General features: G+C 64.0%; 17 protein-coding genes and 1 tRNA gene. 8 read left to right on the top strand and 10 right to left on the bottom strand.

Annotated elements, in window-relative coordinates:
* Positions 1 to 85 precede the first annotated feature (85 nt).
* The 5 genes from C450_RS21690 to C450_RS12990 all read right to left on the bottom strand — a co-directional run bounded on the left by C450_RS21690 (position 86) and on the right by C450_RS12990 (position 4144).
* Positions 86 to 634: a hypothetical protein gene (locus tag C450_RS21690; protein ID WP_005044145.1), complete on the bottom strand. Its 549-nt coding sequence runs from the start codon at positions 632 to 634 to the stop codon at positions 86 to 88.
* 19 nt (positions 635 to 653) lie between these two features.
* A complete protein-coding gene (locus C450_RS21685; RefSeq protein ID WP_152424504.1) occupies positions 654 to 836 on the bottom strand; it encodes a hypothetical protein in 183 nt (60 codons plus the stop codon).
* A gap of 150 nt (positions 837 to 986) precedes the next feature.
* Positions 987 to 2345: a sodium-dependent transporter gene (locus tag C450_RS13000; RefSeq protein ID WP_005044143.1), complete on the bottom strand. Its 1359-nt coding sequence runs from the start codon at positions 2343 to 2345 to the stop codon at positions 987 to 989.
* Between the two features lie 65 nt (positions 2346 to 2410).
* The gene (locus C450_RS12995; protein ID WP_005044141.1) at positions 2411 to 3118 is read right to left on the bottom strand and encodes an SDR family oxidoreductase; all 708 of its coding nucleotides are present in this window, start codon (positions 3116 to 3118) and stop codon (positions 2411 to 2413) included.
* Between the two features lie 42 nt (positions 3119 to 3160).
* Positions 3161 to 4144: an NADPH:quinone reductase gene (locus C450_RS12990; RefSeq protein WP_005044139.1), complete on the bottom strand. Its 984-nt coding sequence runs from the start codon at positions 4142 to 4144 to the stop codon at positions 3161 to 3163.
* A 105-nt stretch (positions 4145 to 4249) separates the two neighbouring features.
* On the opposite strand from C450_RS12990, the gene C450_RS12985 reads away from it, so the two are divergent.
* The 4 genes from C450_RS12985 (at position 4250) to sucD (ending at position 7309) form a co-directional block, all read left to right on the top strand.
* Positions 4250 to 4909, top strand: coding sequence for a glycerophosphodiester phosphodiesterase (locus C450_RS12985; protein WP_005044137.1), 660 nt, complete (start codon positions 4250 to 4252; stop codon positions 4907 to 4909).
* 37 nt (positions 4910 to 4946) lie between these two features.
* A complete protein-coding gene (locus C450_RS12980; protein ID WP_005044136.1) occupies positions 4947 to 5156 on the top strand; it encodes a hypothetical protein in 210 nt (69 codons plus the stop codon).
* Positions 5157 to 5297: 141 nt separating this feature from the next.
* On the top strand, positions 5298 to 6443 hold the full coding sequence (gene sucC, locus C450_RS12975; RefSeq protein WP_005044134.1) for an ADP-forming succinate--CoA ligase subunit beta: 1146 nt from the start codon (positions 5298 to 5300) through the stop codon (positions 6441 to 6443).
* A complete protein-coding gene (sucD, locus tag C450_RS12970; protein ID WP_005044132.1) occupies positions 6440 to 7309 on the top strand; it encodes a succinate--CoA ligase subunit alpha in 870 nt (289 codons plus the stop codon). The genes sucC and sucD overlap by 4 nt, the downstream gene beginning before the upstream one ends.
* A 157-nt stretch (positions 7310 to 7466) precedes the next feature.
* Here sucD and C450_RS12965 read toward each other — a convergent pair whose 3' ends face one another.
* The 4 genes from C450_RS12965 to thiC form a co-directional block, all read right to left on the bottom strand.
* Positions 7467 to 8483 carry a hypothetical protein gene (locus tag C450_RS12965; protein WP_152424503.1) on the bottom strand — a complete coding sequence of 339 codons (1017 nt, stop codon included), beginning with the start codon at positions 8481 to 8483 and terminating at the stop codon, positions 7467 to 7469.
* 170 nt (positions 8484 to 8653) lie between these two features.
* Positions 8654 to 8728 (bottom strand) — tRNA-Val (locus tag C450_RS12960).
* A 39-nt stretch (positions 8729 to 8767) separates the two neighbouring features.
* Positions 8768 to 9301, bottom strand: a complete 534-nt coding sequence (locus tag C450_RS12955; protein ID WP_005044128.1) for a cob(I)yrinic acid a,c-diamide adenosyltransferase — start codon at positions 9299 to 9301, stop codon at positions 8768 to 8770.
* Between the two features lie 99 nt (positions 9302 to 9400).
* Positions 9401 to 10852 carry a phosphomethylpyrimidine synthase ThiC gene (gene thiC, locus C450_RS12950; RefSeq protein ID WP_005044126.1) on the bottom strand — a complete coding sequence of 484 codons (1452 nt, stop codon included), beginning with the start codon at positions 10850 to 10852 and terminating at the stop codon, positions 9401 to 9403.
* Between the two features lie 138 nt (positions 10853 to 10990).
* Between thiC and C450_RS12945 the strand changes: the two genes are divergently transcribed.
* Positions 10991 to 12253, top strand: coding sequence for an MgtC/SapB family protein (locus tag C450_RS12945; RefSeq protein ID WP_049910238.1), 1263 nt, complete (start codon positions 10991 to 10993; stop codon positions 12251 to 12253).
* Positions 12254 to 12360: 107 nt separating this feature from the next.
* Positions 12361 to 12825, top strand: coding sequence for a hypothetical protein (locus C450_RS12940; protein WP_005044122.1), 465 nt, complete (start codon positions 12361 to 12363; stop codon positions 12823 to 12825).
* 136 nt (positions 12826 to 12961) lie between these two features.
* Here C450_RS12940 and C450_RS23240 read toward each other — a convergent pair whose 3' ends face one another.
* On the bottom strand, positions 12962 to 13087 hold the full coding sequence (locus C450_RS23240) for a hypothetical protein (RefSeq protein ID WP_273836668.1): 126 nt from the start codon (positions 13085 to 13087) through the stop codon (positions 12962 to 12964).
* Between the two features lie 193 nt (positions 13088 to 13280).
* Here C450_RS23240 and C450_RS12935 point away from each other — a divergent pair, with 193 nt between their 5' ends.
* Positions 13281 to 14321, top strand: coding sequence for a zinc-binding dehydrogenase (locus tag C450_RS12935; RefSeq protein WP_005044121.1), 1041 nt, complete (start codon positions 13281 to 13283; stop codon positions 14319 to 14321).
* Between the two features lie 54 nt (positions 14322 to 14375).
* Positions 14376 to 15614: a mandelate racemase/muconate lactonizing enzyme family protein gene (locus C450_RS12930; protein ID WP_005044118.1), complete on the top strand. Its 1239-nt coding sequence runs from the start codon at positions 14376 to 14378 to the stop codon at positions 15612 to 15614.
* Positions 15615 to 15639: the final 25 nt, after the last annotated feature.

The following is a 15639-nucleotide window of genomic DNA, read 5'->3' as shown; positions in this document are numbered from 1 at the left end:
GGCTCCCGAAAAGGGATTCCGGTGGAGGATGCGATACAATCGAAACAGAGAGACTAATTAGACTGAAATCGTAACTAAGTAGACGTCAGTTTGTGTCTGGCAAATCCCGGTCAGGGGTTATGTCCTCGTCAATTTCGAGATATTCGATTGTCACACTAGTAAGGTTCCTTTCTGAAGGATTGAGTCCAGAATAGCTCTCAAAATCACTCGGGTCAAGGCTTGCAAATTCTTCATCAGCCGTGAGGATCAGTGGGTCGTAACGCCGGAGTTGATAAGCAGACAGCAATATTGGCGCATCCTTTGCTTGAATTCCAAGAGTCTCACCGATCAGGTGATAGTGTGGTTTTGCTCGTTCCTGAAGAAGATCTATCTTTCCGATCTCTTCCTGAGAAGGGCTGTCTACATGATCACAGTTGCTGGAAAATGACAAAAAGTTTGTGAGGAATTCGTCCAGTTGTTCGTTTGTAAGGCGGCCGCCATACTCATGCCGAATATTTGTAACTACTTCCTCAACAATATAGGGCGTGAGACGGACTGTGATTTCTCCATTATAAACTTGGTACAGGTAATCCAGTGGAGCCTCACCAGATTTCAGGAAAGCAAAGATCCACACATTGCTGTCTAATATATGCATCCAGAGGCATTACAGTGGACTAGTCAGATTCAGATCTCGGATCGGTCTCTTCATCTCTTTCTTCGTATTCCTTTACGTTCAGTATATGGTTTGCACTGATATTCATCTCTTGGTTGAGTTCCTGCTGGGTTGCGAGTGCTTTTGCTGCGCTTTTTCCAGATTTTTTGGCCTTTTTATAAAGGCGTTCGGAATACTTACTCATTCTAACTCACCTCAAGATGGGTTGTGTTCGATGTATTGGCCTTCTCGTCTCTTTAGCCTTTCTATCGTCTTTAGAGCGACATCATAGCTGTGCTACACACAAACAGCAGATCTAATGGTCTGCTGTAGCTGTTCAGAAAATTTGGTGTCTTCACCGAAGCGGGCTAGGGATGAAGTAATAGCCCGTATCGGGTGTGGCGAAGAGGTCCCAGAGGTTGAGCGCGACCACGATCACGACCACCGCGAGGACCACCGTCCGGAGCCACCAGAGCCAGATCGATGCGAGCGAGCCGCTCGTCGATCCCGTCCGGAGCTCGTCGATCGCATCGCGGCCGAGCACCCACCCGACGAACAGCACCACGAGCAGGACGGCGAGCGGGAGGAGGAGAGTGACGCCGATCCCGTCGAACCAGTTGAGCCACGCGGTGTCGTACGCCGAGGGGATCCCGAGCGCGAAGACGACCGCGCCGAGCCCCGCTGCGGTCGGGAGCCGCGAGAACCCGTAGTTGTCGACGAGGAAGGCGACGGCGGCTTCGAGCAGGCTGATCGCCGACGAGAGCGCCGCGATCAGGATGACGCCGAAGAAGACGATCCCGACTGCCTGGCCCACCAGCTCGCCGCCGGGCAGCTCCGCGAGTGCGGTCGGGATCGCGACGAACACCGCACCGGGACCGCCCCCGCCGGCTTCGATACCCTGAGCGAACAGCAGCGGAAGCACCACGAGCCCGGCGAGCACGCCGATGGCGGTGTTCGAGACCGCGATCGAGAACCCGTCGACCGGGAGGCTGTCGTCCTCGCCGAGATAGGAGGCGTAGGTGATCATCACGCTGAACCCGAGCGAGAGGCTGAAGAGTGCCTGGCCGAACGCTGCGGGAAGCACGCTCCCGAAGTTCGAGACGATGACGTCGAAGTCGGGATCGAGGAAGAACGCGTAGCCCTCACTCGCACCGGGCAGCGTCGCCGCGAACACCGCGAGCCCGACGAGCATCACGACGACTGCGGGGACCATCACCTTCGTCGCGAGCTCGATCCCGTCCTCGATCCCGAGCGCGACGATCCCGATCGTGATGAGCATGAAGACTGCGTGGGTGCCGATCGAGGACAGGCCCACGGAGATCGCCCCGAAATACCCCTCGGGCGCGGCGAGCGCGTTGCCGGTGACGCTGCCGCCGATGTATCGAAGCACCCAGCCGCCGATCACGCTGTAGTACGAGAGGGTCCAGAAGGCCGCGATCACGCCGACCGCGCCGACGAACCACCACCCTGGCCGGCCGAGTTTGCGGAAGGCACCGATCGCGCTGGTGTTCGCCCGCCGGCCGATCACGAACTCCGCGAGGATCGCCGGCAGCCCGATCACCAACACCGCGAGGAGGTAGACGACCAGGAAGGCCGCCCCGCCGTTTTCGGAAGTGATGAACGGAAAGCGCCAGATGTTGCCCAACCCCACCGCGCTACCGATCGCCGCGAGGAGGAAGCCGAGTCTCGTCGCCCACGTTTCGCGTTCTGCCATGACTGGCGGGATTTCGCGTCCCGGTTCAAAAACTCCGCGAATCACGCGCGAAACCGTGTGACTCGTTAGGCTTCCCCGTACACCGGGACCGCCGCACCGCTCGTGACGCCGGCCGCGTCGCTACACAGGAAGAGCACGACCTCGGCGATTTCGGCCGGCGTGGGCCAGCTTTCGTGGTCGGCGTCGGACATCATGTCGCGGTTCGCGGGCGTGTCGATCACCTTCGGCATGATCGCGTTCGCGCGCAGCTCGCCTCGGTTCTCCTCGGCGATGGTCTCGGTCAACAGCCGGACGCCCGCCTTCGCCGCCCGATAGGGGCCATCGCCCTCACCGCCTTCGAGCGACGATTTCGCCGACACCGAGACGATCGCGCCATCGCTCTCCCGGAGGTGGGGGATAGCGTGTTTCGAGCCGAGAAACATCGTTCTGAGGTTGACATCGAACAGCATCCCGAACTCGTCGGCGTCGGTCTCCTCGATCGGCTGGCCGCCGCGCCACGTGCCCGCGATGTTACACAGCGCATCGAGTCTTCCGTGATCGTCGACGGCCGCCTCGACGACGCGCTCGACGTCGCTCTCGTCGGTGAAGTCGGCCTCGTAGAAATCCACGCCCTCGGCGTCGAGCAGTGACTCGTCGTCCTCGGGAGCGACGAGATCGGTCCCACAGACGGTCGCGCCAGCGGCCTGGAAGCGCTCGCAGATCCCGCTGCCGAGCGCGCCGCTCGCGCCCGTGACGAGCACCACCCGATCGTCGACGTCGAAGTCGGTCGACATGGCTCGATGGACGCGGGCGAGGGGTATAAACGCAGTCCCGGTTCAGGGAACGAGCACGAGTTTCCCGAGGAAGCTGTCCTCCAGTACCGCGCGCTGGGCCTCGCCCGCCTCGTCCAGCCCGTACTCGCGGGCCACGTCGATGGTCAGGTCGCCCTGCTCCATGAGATAGGCCAGCCGGCGCAGCGGGACCCGGAGATCCGGAGTGTTGAACATACTCATGAACTGGTAGCTGACGTCCTTGCTCCGGGCGACGCCGTCGTTCTCGAACCCCACCGCGGGATCGTGTTCGCCGATGCCGACCACCCGCGCGCCCGTCGCGGCCACCTCGGCGTCGAACTGGAGGTAGTCGTCAAGGCGGTGGTCGAGGATCACGTCGACGCCCTCGCCGGCAGCGCCGGCACGGGCGGTGCTCGCTTCGCGGACGGCGGCGGCGAGATCGTCGCGCGAGTAATCGAACACCGCGTCAGCGCCGAGTTCGTGGAGTCGGTCGTGGTACTCCGGCGCGGCAGTCGTGACGACGTGCGCCCCGGTCGCAGCGGCGATCTGGATCGCGGCGTGGCCCACGCCGCCCGACCCGCCGTGGACGAGACAGGTCTCACCGGGTTCGAGGGTTGCGTGGTCGACCAGCGCGCGCCACGCGGTGACGACGGCGACGCCCGCGCCGCCGGCCGCGGTCGCGTCCGCCCCGTCGGGAAGACGGACGATCCGATCTTCGGGGACGGTCGCGTATTCGGCGTAGCCGCCGTGGTGATTCCGACCGAGACCGGTGGCGTAGACCCGGTCACCTGCGGCGAAGCTCTCGACACCGTCGCCGATGGCAGCGACTTCGCCAGCGAGATCGACCCCGGGCGTCATCGGCAGCTCGAAGGGGTCGTACGAACCCTCGCGGAAGTAGGTGTCGACGGGGTTGACGCCGGCAGCCCGAACCTCGACCAGTATCTCGTGGCCTGCCGGATCGGGTCGGTCGATTTCGTCGACTGTCAGTACGTCGGGACCGCCGTGCTCGTGGAAACGAACGGCGCGCATACTGGACAGTCACCGACGCACAGCAAAAAACTACCTCCGAGCGACTCGACGCCACCTCGTCTTCCTTCGGCAGGTCTTTGGCTCCCGCACCCCGATCAGGAACCGATGCGGCTGATCGCTCACCGGGGTTTTGCGGATCGTCATCCCGAGAACACGCTCGTGGCGATCGAGCGCGCGGCCCCGGACGCAGACATGATCGAACTCGACGTCCGGCGGTGTGGCTCGGACGAGCTCGTCGTGATCCACGATGAGACCGTCGACCGAGTCACCGACGTCACCGGCCGGGTCGACGAGCTCTCGGCGGACGACCTCGCCGATTTCGACGTGCTCGACACGGGAACCGGCGTGCCGACGCTCGCAGAGGCCGCCGGCGCGATCCCTGCGGACACGGGAATCGTGATCGACTGCAAGGAACACGGTATCGCCACCGAGGCGGCCGCGGCGGCCTCCACCGTCGACAACGAGGTGATCGTCTCCTTGTTCGACGCGCCGACGCTCGATGGGCTTGAAACCGACGATCCAACTGTCGAACTCGCCTGTCTCATCGGGCTGCGGCCCGACGACGACTTCGATGACGCGCTCGCGCTCGACTGCTCGTACATCCACCCCCACTGGGGCCACTGGCTCATGACCGACGCGATCGAGCGTGCCCACGACGCGGGGATGGACGTGAACGTCTGGACGATCGACACCTCGATCGCCATCGACCGCCTCCGACGGGCCGGTGTCGACGGCGTGATCGCCGACTCGCCGGACGTGCTCTGACGCCGACTTTTAGTTCTGGGCAGATCGAAGACACAGTATGAGTGAGCACCGCTGTCCCGACTGCGGCGTGACGATGGAGGTCACGAAGGCGGTCACGTCGGTGGATTCCGAGAGCGTGAAACTCAAAACCGACGACAAGCGCGAGGGATTGTTGGGGTCGCTCGGGATGAAACGGACGCTCGGCGTCGACGCGTATCTCTGTCCGGAGTGCGGGCTGGTTCGGCTGTACGCCGACATCGCGGAGTGATACTGCCGGTCGGCAGCGGCGTATGACGGGATTCCGCCGTCGAGAGACAGCGATGCGCTCGTTCGGAATCCGGTGGCACGTGCCGCCGATCGGCAGTCGAATCGACGGGATTTAAGCGGCCGGCACCCCCCTCTCGAAGCGATGCGACTTCACGAGTACCAGGCAAAGGAGGTCTTCGCCGAGGCCGGACTGCCGACCCCGGATGCGGAGTTGGCCGAGAGCACTGACGAGGTGCTCGCGGCGGCCGACTCGATCGGGTATCCCGTCGCGGTGAAGGCCCAGGTCCACGTCGGCGGCCGCGGCAAGGCCGGCGGCATCGAGATCGCCGACAGCGACGACGAGGTCCGCGAGGCCGCCGATTCGATCCTCGGGATGGATCTCAAGGGCTACACCGTCGATCGCGTGCTGGTCGAGGCCGCGGTCGACTTCGTCGACGAGCTCTACGTCGGCGTGACGATGGACCGCGGCGAGGGCAAGCCCGTCGCGATGGTCTCCTCGGAGGGCGGGGTGAACATCGAGGAAGTCGCCGAGGAGAACCCCGAAGCGATCGCGCGCGAACACGTCGATCCCGCGTTCGGAATGCATCCCTACCAGGCCCGGCGTGCGGTCTACGACGCCGGCGTCGAAAGCGATGTCGCGAGCGACGTCGCGGGCGTGCTCTCGACGCTGTACGACCTCTGGGCGGACAGCGACGCGGAGGACACCGAAGTCAACCCCGTGATGGTGACGAGCGACCGCGAGGTCGTCTGTGCGGACGCGGTCATGAACATCGACGACGACGCGCTCTTTCGCCACCCCGATCTCGCGGAGATGGAGGAGGCGGCCGCCGAGGACGATCTCGAAGCGAAGGCCAACGAGTACGGGTTCGACTACGTCCGTTTGGAGGGCAACGTGGGGATCATCGGCAACGGCGCGGGCCTCGTGATGACCACGCTCGACCTCGTGGACTATTATGGTGGAGCGCCCGCGAACTTCCTCGACATCGGCGGCGGCGCGAAGGCCGAGCGCGTGGCGAACGCACTCGACATGGTCTTTGCCGACGAGAACGTCGACAGCGTGGTGTTCAACATCTTCGGCGGGATCACCCGCGGCGACGAGGTCGCCCAGGGGATCAACGACGCGATCGCCCAGTTCGACGAGCTTCCGAAACCGATCGTGGTGCGGCTGGCGGGCACCAACGCGGAGGAAGGCATGGAGATCCTGAACACTGACGCGCTCGACGTGGAGGAGACGCTCGAAGGCGCAGTACAGAGAGCCGTCGAGCACGCCGGAGGTGAGAGCCAATGAGTGTGCTCGTCGACGACGACACGCGCGTGGTGGTCCAGGGAATTACGGGTGGGGAGGGCGAGTTCCACGCGGGCCAGATGATCGAGTACGGCACGAACGTGGTGGCCGGCGCGGTCCCCGGACGCGGCGGCGAGGAGGTCCACGGCGTGCCGGTGTACGATACGGTGAGTCGGGCCGCAGAGGCCGAGAACGCCGACGCCTCCGTGGTGCTCGTCCCGCCCGCGTTCGCGGCCGACGCCCTCTTCGAGGCGCTCGATTCGCCCGTCGATCTCGTAGTCGCGATCACCGAGGGCATTCCGGCCCAGGACATGGCGCGGGTGTACAAGCGCCTCGGCGAGACCGACACCCACCTCATCGGGCCGAACTGCCCGGGCGTCATCACGCCTGGCGAGGCCAAACTGGGGATTCTGCCCGGCAACATCTTCTCGTCGGGCAACGTCGGCCTGATCTCGCGATCGGGCACGCTGACCTACCAGGTGGTCGACAACCTCACCGACCGCGGGCTGGGCCAGACCACCGCCATCGGCATCGGCGGCGATCCCATCATCGGGACGGACTTCGTGGACGCCCTCTCGCTGTTCGAGGACGATCCCGCGACCGACGCGATCGTGATGTGCGGCGAGATCGGCGGCACCGACGAGGAGGAGGCCGCCGAGTACATCGACGCGAACATGACTACCCCCGTCGCGGGGTTCATCGCAGGGCGGACCGCACCGCCCGGAAAGCGGATGGGCCACGCCGGAGCCATCGTGAGCGGATCGGGGGCCGGCACCGCCGAAAGCAAGATCGAAGCGCTCTCGGAGGCCGGCGTCCCGGTCGGCGACACGCCTGAAGAAGTGGCCGACAACGTCGAAGAGTTGCTGTAGACGGAGATAACTCACTCCAGTGTGGTGTGCTCGCGGCACCAGACAGGGTCAGACAGCCCTCGATACAACCTACCGAACAAGTTGAGATCTTAGGGAGAGTCTTTCTCTGTTGTCGTCGGATTTGGATTACTAGTGTCGGTTTGTTCTACTCTGCGCCCTAAATTGGTGTGAACTGTCCTTCCTTTGGTTCGTATCCCTCACCACTCATCAGAGCGTCCATCATGCCATTTTCCAACTTATTCTCAGATATATCAACTTTAGAACCAACTGCTTTCAACCTCGAAACATCGACTGCCCCGTTATCAGTAAACCCTTGTTCAATAAATTCATATACAAGAGTCAGGAACGCATTTTCGGCAGATAACCCTTTGACATCGACATTTTCAAAGTCACCGTTCTCATATTCAACGACTTTCTCATCATATATTTCCTCGTGGATTTCAGTAATCGTTGCAGCCATGATCATCAACGACCGCCGGGCTTCTTGCGAAGTAGGAGACTTATCGGGATGACTAACTTCATTTCTCTTTTCCTTGAGATAAAATAAATTAGACAAAACAGGAGGCAAGTCGCTCAGTTGCTCCATTACATCGTTCGAATCTGTTTTTTCCTGGAACTCACTAATCAATTGACCAAGGGCAGTTCCCCAAGCTGCCTCTAATTTGTTTTCAGTTTTTTCTTCATGCCAGACACGTAAGCAGCGTTCCAAGGCTCTCAAAGATAGAATGACGGATGACGTCGGGCAGTCGATTACCAGTGTTTTGCATGCCTCTTTGACATCTGCTTTTGTACTACCATCCAGCCAGTTCCATACCGTATCATCAAACAAAGACTCTGGTCTGTTCAGTAGTCCATCAACGTCAAGCAAGCCCACATCAGCGGCAGCAATCCGCTGTTCCTTCCCAAGCTCGTTTTCAAGTAAACGCCGCCATGCACCGACCTTCATTTCCAACTCCCTGCCATCACTCTCGCTCAAATTATCTTCTGAGTCATACTCTTCTGAAACCTCTTGGATATACCTAACAACAGACATAGCGACATCAGAATCGATATCTCTTGAGCGTAATATCGTGGAAAAGTTGTCCAGCAACAGCAATACTCCATCAGCCCCCGGTTCTCCAACTACGTCTTGGTTAATTCCTGCGGCTTCAAGCCGCTTTAGTAGTGATCCCAATTCAAGAGCATCAACAAGTGATAAGGGACCACTCTTAGCTGATGGAAAAATTATCTAGCGTCGGTGTCATCGGTCTTGGATTTGCCTATCTCTCGCTTGCTTGTGAAACTACTGGATGGAAAAGATGCTCTGGAATGATTCACTCTAATCAAACGGAGATTAGGCAGAAGTGGGTCGGGGCGGATTTGAACCGCCGACTTCCTCCGTGTGAAGGAGGTATCATAACCGGCCTAGATCACCGACCCGCATCCCTAATTCCCGACCTCGAAGTATAAACGTTGTCTTCAGTAGTCGGGCGCTTCCTCCGCCACTCCGTCGCGCTGGTTCACCACGCGCGCGAGAGTGAACAGCGCGTCCGAGAGGCGGTTCAGGTAGACCACAGCGGCCTCGTTGATTTCCTCCTCGCTCGCGAGCGCGACCGCGCGGCGCTCGGCCCGCCGGCAGACCGCCCGGGCGTGGTGGAGGCGCGCGCCCGCGTCGCCACCGCCAGGGAGAATGAACGACTGGAGCGGGTCGAGTTCGTCGTCGTAGGCGTCCATCCACTCCTCCAGGCGCTCCGTGCGCTCGTCGGTCATCTGCGGATCCTCGGCGTCCGGATCGGGGTTCGCGAGATCGGCCTGGACGATGTGGAGGTGGTTCTGGATCGCGCGGAGCTGCTCGTCGACGTCGTCGTAGCCCGTTGGACGGACCCGCCCGACAGTCGCATTCACCTCGTCGACAGTTCCATACGCCTCGATTCTGGGACTGGCTTTCGAGACCCGGTCCATCGTCCGGAGATCGGTCTGGCCCTCGTCGCCCCGGCCCGTGTAGATCGTCATGGACGACCTCCGCGCGGCAGCGACTTATAGCCAATCGAAGCGACGACACGGCATCCCCGGCGACTCGGACGACGCTCACCGAGAACCGAAACGGAACAGTCAGTCGTCCGCCGGCTCGCCGTCGCTATGGACCTCTCCACCGAGATCGGGAAGCTCCGGCACCGCGCTCGTATCGTGAGTCCCCACCGGTGGGAGGTTGACCGCCGCGGCCGGCGAGGCGTCGAGGTCCACGCCCGCATCGAGCGCGTCCATCTCGCCGTCGGCGTCGCGGGCGTCCTGATCGATCCGCATCGAGCAGAACTCGACGCCACACATCGAGCAGAATCGGGCGTCCTTGTAGTTGTCACCCGGCAGCGTCTGGTCGTGTGAGTCCCGGGCGCGGTCGGGATCGAGCGCGAGGTCGAACTGCTCGCGCCAGTCGAAGTTGTACCGGGCCTGCGAGAGCGCGTCGTCCCAGTCACGAGCACCGGGAAGCCCGTTCGCCACGTCGCCGGCGTGGGCCGCGATCCGGTAGGCCGCGAGCCCCTCCCGGACGTCCTCGGCATCGGGCAGCCCGAGGTGTTCCTTGGGCGTGACGTAACAGAGCATCGCCGCGCCCGCACGGGCGGCCTCGGTCGCGCCGATCGCGCTCGTGATGTGGTCGTAGCCCGGCGCGACGTCGGTCACCAGCGGCCCGAGGACGTAGAACGGCGCGCCGTCACAGACCTCCTGCTGGCGCTCGACGTTCGCTCGTATTTCGTCCATCGGGACGTGACCCGGCCCCTCGACCATGACCTGAACGCCGTGGTCCCACGCGGTCCGAGTGAGTTCGCCGAGCGTATCCAACTCGGCGAACTGGGCCTCGTCGCTCGCGTCCGCGAGGCTCCCCGGCCGGAGCCCGTCGCCGAGGCTGAACGTGACGTCGTGTCCGGCGAAGATCTCACAGATCGCCTCGAACTCGGTGTAGAGCGGGTTCTGCATCGCGTTCTCCTCCATCCACTGGGCGAGAATCGAGCCGCCGCGCGAGACGATCCCCGTCACTCGGCCGTCGGTCAGCGGGAGGTGCTCCATCAGGACGCCCGCGTGGATCGTCATGTAATCGACGCCCTGCTCGGCCTGCTTTTCGATCACGTCGAGCAGGAGTTCGTGGGTGATTGCCTCGGGGCTCTCCGCGCGCTTGACTGCCTCGTAGATCGGCACCGTGCCGATCGGCACTGGCGAGTGATCGACGTTCGCCTCGCGGATCGTGTCGAGGTCCTCACCGGTGCTCAGGTCCATCACCGTGTCCGCGCCGTAGTGGACCGCCGCGTGGAGTTTTCTGAGCTCCTCGGTCCGGTCGCTCGTGGTCTCGCTGTTGCCGATGTTGGCGTTGACCTTCGTGGCGAACTCGCGCCCGATGATCATCGGATCGAGGCTGTCGTGGGCGTGGTTCGCCGGGATCACCGCCTCGCCCGCGGCCACCTGCTCGCGGACGAACTCGGGGTCGCGGTTCTCGCGCTCGGCCACCCGCTCCATCGCCGGTGTGATCGTGCCCTCGCGGGCGGATCGAAGCTGCGTTCGGGCTCGTGCCATCGATAACTAGATTATACTACCAAGTGATAAGCGTGGCGGCTATCGTGGACGAGCGGCGGTGCAGCGATGATCGCGATGATACTGTATCCGAGCGACAGGACGACGGAGGTTTATACGCCGGCGGAGGAACGCCGAGACGTGACCCCCGTCGCTCAAGTGGCCGTCTCGCTCGACAGCCCCGTCGCGAGGATCGCGCTCGCGGGCGCACTCGGGCTGTTCCTCGGACTCGAACGCGAGTGGTCGGACAAGCCCGCGGGGATCCGGACCTTCTCGCTTATCACGCTTCTCGGTGCGGTGTTCACCGTCCTCGATCGCGATGGGTTGCTGGCGGTCGGCGGCCTGCTCGTCATCGTTCAGGGCACGGTGCTCGCGGTTCAGGGCCTCCGGGACGAGGACCTCGGACTCTCGCTCACCACCTCGGTATCGATGCTGGTCGCCTACGGCGTCGGTGCGCTGACCGCCGCCGGCTACGTCATCGAGGGCGTGACCGTCGCCGTCCTGTCCTCGCTCCTCCTCGTGCTGAAGCGCGAACTCCACACGTTCGCGGGCGGGCTCTCGCGCGAAGAACTCCGCTCGACCACCGAGTTCGCCATCCTCGCGTTCGTGATCTACCCGCTCTTGCCGACCGGCGACGTCACGATCGGCTCCGGCGAACTCGCGGTCGCGATCGAACCCCGAGTGGTGTGGCTGATGGTGGTCGCCGTCGCCGCCATCGGGATCGTGAACTACGCCATCGTCAGAACGTACGGCGGGCGGGGGATCGCCGTCACGGGCTTTTTCGGGGGGTTGGCCTCCTCGACCGCCGTGGTCGGGACGATGCTGGATTCGGTTCGGCAGCGTCCGAACATGACCTCCTACGCCGTCGCCGCCGTGTTGCTCGCAGACGCGGCGATGGCGCTCCGGAACCTCGCGATCGTGCTCGCGTTCACCCTCCCAGACGTGCTCGTCGGCGCGGTCGTCCCGCTCGCGATCGTGGTCGTTGGGAGCGTCGCGATCGCGGCCATCACTGCCGACTGGGACGAACAGGTGAGCATGGATCTGGACAGCCCCTTCTCGCTCCGGAACGTGCTCGCGTTCGGCGCGATGTTCGCCGTGGTGGTCCTCGCCGGCGGGTTCGCCCAGGCCCAGTTCGGCGAGGTCGGCTTTTACGTCACTGCCGTCCTCTCGGGGCTGGTCTCGTCGGCCGGCGCGACCGCATCGACCGTCTCACTCTATCGGACAGGGAGTCTCGGCTACGAGACCGCGGTGATCGCCGTGTTGCTCGCCACGGCGTCGAGCATCGGCGTCAAGGCCGCGTTGACCGCCGCCGGCCCGAGTCGCCAGTTCGCCACCCGGGTCGCGCTCTGGAGCGGCGTTCTCCTCACCGGGTCGCTCGGGGCGGCGGTCGTCCTGACGCTGTGAGAGGACGATACCGACCCATCCGGTAGCTCCGTTCGTCCGTCGCCGATGTTAGTTCAGCCGCGTGATGGTCGCGAGGTTTTATTACGCCCCGATGTCGACAGTATCACATGAACTGGCGGCACACGCGACACGAGATCGCGACGAACCTCGTGGGTCGGCCGTGGTGGGTCGCTGCGGTCGGGGCGGTCACGACGACGGTGTACGCGCTCGCGATGCTCTACGCCGGCAGCCAGGGAATCGATCTCGGTGCCGCCGGTCATCTCGGCGGCGCTGCCGGCGGGTTCGCCGCCGGGTTCGTCCTCGGCACCAACGTCTACGACGGCGCGTCGGCGGGGCTCCGGGCCGGCTGCTACGGGATCGCCGTGCTCGCGCTCCTACTCGGGATCACCTCGTTCGTGGTCTGGTTCGCCGCGAGCGGGACCGCCTTCCTGTTCTACTCGCCGTTTTTCGCGCTGTTCGCTGTCTGTCTGCTCGCGCCGGTGTACGCCTTCGCCGGTTTGATCGGCGGCACGATCGGGGTCACAGTCCGGCGCTGGTTCGTTCCCGACCACCTGAACCCCGAGCCGTACTGATTTCGTCGCTGCAGCTGTCAGGACGGCGGATGAACGGGCGGATCGCGCGGCCGCAGCGCGGTCGTGTCGGTCGCCTCGTCGGTCAGCGAACGCTCTCTGAAAACAGGCGGGGTGACGACGGGAGCGACGGGCGGCGTTACAGCGTGGCTCTCGTGCTATGCTCGTTGAACAGGACGCCACACTCGTTGCACCGGCGCTGGTAGCCGGTGGTCCAGCTCGGCCGGACGTTCTCGGTCGTCTTGCAGATCGGGCAGTCTGACATGGGTCACCTCGATCGCAGATGAACCCTGCCGGTCGAACTGATTGAGGCTACCGCCCGGACTCTCCGCATGGGTACGTTGCTCACGGAATCGGCGATCGGCAGCGGCCGCGTGGCGGTCGCTGGCGCGTGGCGGTCGTGGTCGTCGATCTCCGCCATCGAAACCGCTATCCGGGCGTCGCGCCCAGCACGCCCCATGCAGGCCGTCCAGTTCACCGAGCACGGCGACCGCGACGTCATCGAGTACGGCGAATATCCCGATCCCGAACCCGGTCGGAACGAGGCGCTCGTCGACGTGAAAGCCGGCGCGCTGAACCACCTCGATGTGTTCACCCGCGGCGGACTCCCTGGCGTCGATCTCGACATGCCGCACGTTCCCGGCTCCGACGCCGCCGGCGTGGTCGAGGCGGTCGGCGAGGACGTCACGCGCGTCGACCCGGGCGACCGGGTCGCGGTCACCGCCGGTCGGTCGTGCGGCGAGTGCGAGTTCTGCCGCCACGGCGAGCACTCACTCTGTGAGAGCTACCACATCATCGGTGAGCACGTTCAAGGGGTCCACTCCGAGCAGGCGGCCGTCCCCGCCGAGAACCTCGTGCCAGTCCCCGAGGGCGTCGACTGGGAGACCGCGGCTGCCGCGCCGCTGGTCTTCCAGACAGCGTGGCGAATGCTGGTCACGCGGGCAGACCTCGGTCCCGGCGAGTCGATTCTCGTGCTGGGTGCGTCCGGCGGCGTGGGCCACGCCGCGGTCCAGATCGCGAAGTACATCGGTGCAGAGGTGTACGCCACCGCGAGCACCGACGAGAAACTCAAGTACGCGCGCGAGTGCGGCGCGGATCACACCGTCAACTACGAAGAGACCGATTTCGCAGCCGCGATGCGCGAGGCCACCGACGGCCGCGGGGTCGACGTGGTGGTCGATTATGTGGGACCGGCGACGTGGGAGGACTCGATCAAATGTCTCGCCAAGGGTGGCCGACTCGTGACCTGCGGCGCGACCACCGGGCCGAAAGCCGAGACCAACATCAATCGGGTGTTCTGGAAGCAGGTCGATATCCTCGGCTCCACGATGGCCTCGCTGGGCGAGGTCGACGACGTCCTCTCGTTGGTGTGGGACGGCACGTTCGAGCCGAAGATCCGCGAGACGCTCCCGATGAGCGAGGCCGCCCGTGCCCACGAGATGCTCGAAGAGCGCGAAGGGTTCGGGAAAGTCGTTGTGGTTCCCGACAGCGAACGATAACTGTTCGCGTGCCGTCCCCTCACGATTTATTAGGATGCGAGTAAAGGCTGAGGTATGCCGGTCGATTACACACAGCTCCACGATCCGAACGCCGAGTACACGATGCGCGATCTCTCGGCTGGAACGATGGGTGTCCGTGCGAAGCGCGGCGGCGGACGAGACGTCGAGATCACGGACGTGCAGACCACGATGGTCGACGGCAACTTCCCGTGGACCCTCGTGCGGGTGTACACCGACGCGGGCATCGTCGGCACTGGCGAGGCCTACTGGGGGGCGGGCGTTCCGGAAGTCATCGAGCGGATGACGCCGTTCGTGGTGGGCGAGAACCCGCTCGACCTCGATCGGCTGTACGAGCACCTCGTCCAGAAGATGTCGGGCGAGGGCTCGATCGAGGGCACGGTCGTCACCGCGATCTCGGGGATCGAGATCGCGCTCCACGACCTCGCGGGCAAGATCCTCGAGGTTCCGGCCTATCAGCTCCTCGGCGGGAAGTACCGCGACGAGGTCCGGGTGTACTGCGACTGTCACGCCGGCGAGGAGGCAGACCCCGAGGCGAACGCCGACGAGGCCGAACGCGTCGTCGAGGAGTTGGGCTACGACGCGCTGAAGTTCGACCTCGACGTGCCCTCGGGCCACGAGAAGGACAAGGCGAACCGCCACCTCCGGAACGCCGAGATCGACCACAAAGCCGAGATCGTCCGTGCGGTAACCGAACGCCTCGACGGCCGGGCCGACGCCGCCTTCGACTGCCACTGGTCCTTCTCCGGCGGGAGCGCGAAGCGCATCGCGCGCGCGGTCGAGGACTACGACGTCTGGTGGCTCGAAGATCCAGTGCCGCCGGAGAACCACGACGTCCAGCGCGAGGTCAGCCAGTCCACGACCGTCCCGATCACCGCCGGCGAGAACGTCTACCGCAAGCACGGCCACCGCCGCCTCCTCGAAGAGCAGGCCGTCGACGTGATCGCGCCAGACCTCCCCAAAGTAGGCGGGATGCGCGAAACCAGAAAGATCGCCGATATGGCCGACACCTACTACGTCCCGGTGGCGATGCACAACGTCTCTTCGCCGGTGGCGACGATGGCGAGCGCGCACGTCGGCGCGGCGATCCCCAACTCGCTCGCGGTCGAGTACCACTCCTACCAGCTCGGCTGGTGGGAGGACCTCGTCGAGGAGACCGTGATCGAGGACGGTTCGATCGACGTGCCCGAGAAGCCAGGCCTCGGGCTGACGCTCGATCTCGATGCGGTCGAAGCACACATGATCGACGGTGAGGAGCTGTTCGACGAAGCGTAGCTTCGTCGAGCCAGCAAATCTCCGA

Origin of the sequence: Halococcus salifodinae DSM 8989 (genome assembly GCF_000336935.1) — an archaeon.
GTDB lineage: Archaea > Halobacteriota > Halobacteria > Halobacteriales > Halococcaceae > Halococcus > Halococcus salifodinae.
The sequence above is the reverse complement of the archived record's forward strand: the minus strand, read 5'-3'. Positions and strand labels throughout refer to the sequence as shown.

Bases quoted from the DNA above. Each gene is read 5' to 3' on its own strand.
- C450_RS21690 (WP_005044145.1), bottom strand. From the start codon at position 634: ATGCATATATTAGACAGCAATGTGTGGATCTTTGCTTTCCTGAAATCT.
- C450_RS21685 (WP_152424504.1), bottom strand. From the start codon at position 836: ATGAGTAAGTATTCCGAACGCCTTTATAAAAAGGCCAAAAAATCTGGA.
- C450_RS13000 (WP_005044143.1), bottom strand. From the start codon at position 2,345: ATGGCAGAACGCGAAACGTGGGCGACGAGACTCGGCTTCCTCCTCGCG.
- C450_RS12995 (WP_005044141.1), bottom strand. From the start codon at position 3,118: ATGTCGACCGACTTCGACGTCGACGATCGGGTGGTGCTCGTCACGGGC.
- C450_RS12990 (WP_005044139.1), bottom strand. From the start codon at position 4,144: ATGCGCGCCGTTCGTTTCCACGAGCACGGCGGTCCCGACGTACTGACA.
- C450_RS12985 (WP_005044137.1), top strand. From the start codon at position 4,250: ATGCGGCTGATCGCTCACCGGGGTTTTGCGGATCGTCATCCCGAGAAC.
- C450_RS12980 (WP_005044136.1), top strand. From the start codon at position 4,947: ATGAGTGAGCACCGCTGTCCCGACTGCGGCGTGACGATGGAGGTCACG.
- sucC (WP_005044134.1), top strand. From the start codon at position 5,298: ATGCGACTTCACGAGTACCAGGCAAAGGAGGTCTTCGCCGAGGCCGGA.
- sucD (WP_005044132.1), top strand. From the start codon at position 6,440: ATGAGTGTGCTCGTCGACGACGACACGCGCGTGGTGGTCCAGGGAATT.
- C450_RS12955 (WP_005044128.1), bottom strand. From the start codon at position 9,301: ATGACGATCTACACGGGCCGGGGCGACGAGGGCCAGACCGATCTCCGG.
- thiC (WP_005044126.1), bottom strand. From the start codon at position 10,852: ATGGCACGAGCCCGAACGCAGCTTCGATCCGCCCGCGAGGGCACGATC.
- C450_RS12940 (WP_005044122.1), top strand. From the start codon at position 12,361: ATGAACTGGCGGCACACGCGACACGAGATCGCGACGAACCTCGTGGGT.
- C450_RS23240 (WP_273836668.1), bottom strand. From the start codon at position 13,087: ATGTCAGACTGCCCGATCTGCAAGACGACCGAGAACGTCCGGCCGAGC.
- C450_RS12935 (WP_005044121.1), top strand. From the start codon at position 13,281: ATGCAGGCCGTCCAGTTCACCGAGCACGGCGACCGCGACGTCATCGAG.
- C450_RS12930 (WP_005044118.1), top strand. From the start codon at position 14,376: ATGCCGGTCGATTACACACAGCTCCACGATCCGAACGCCGAGTACACG.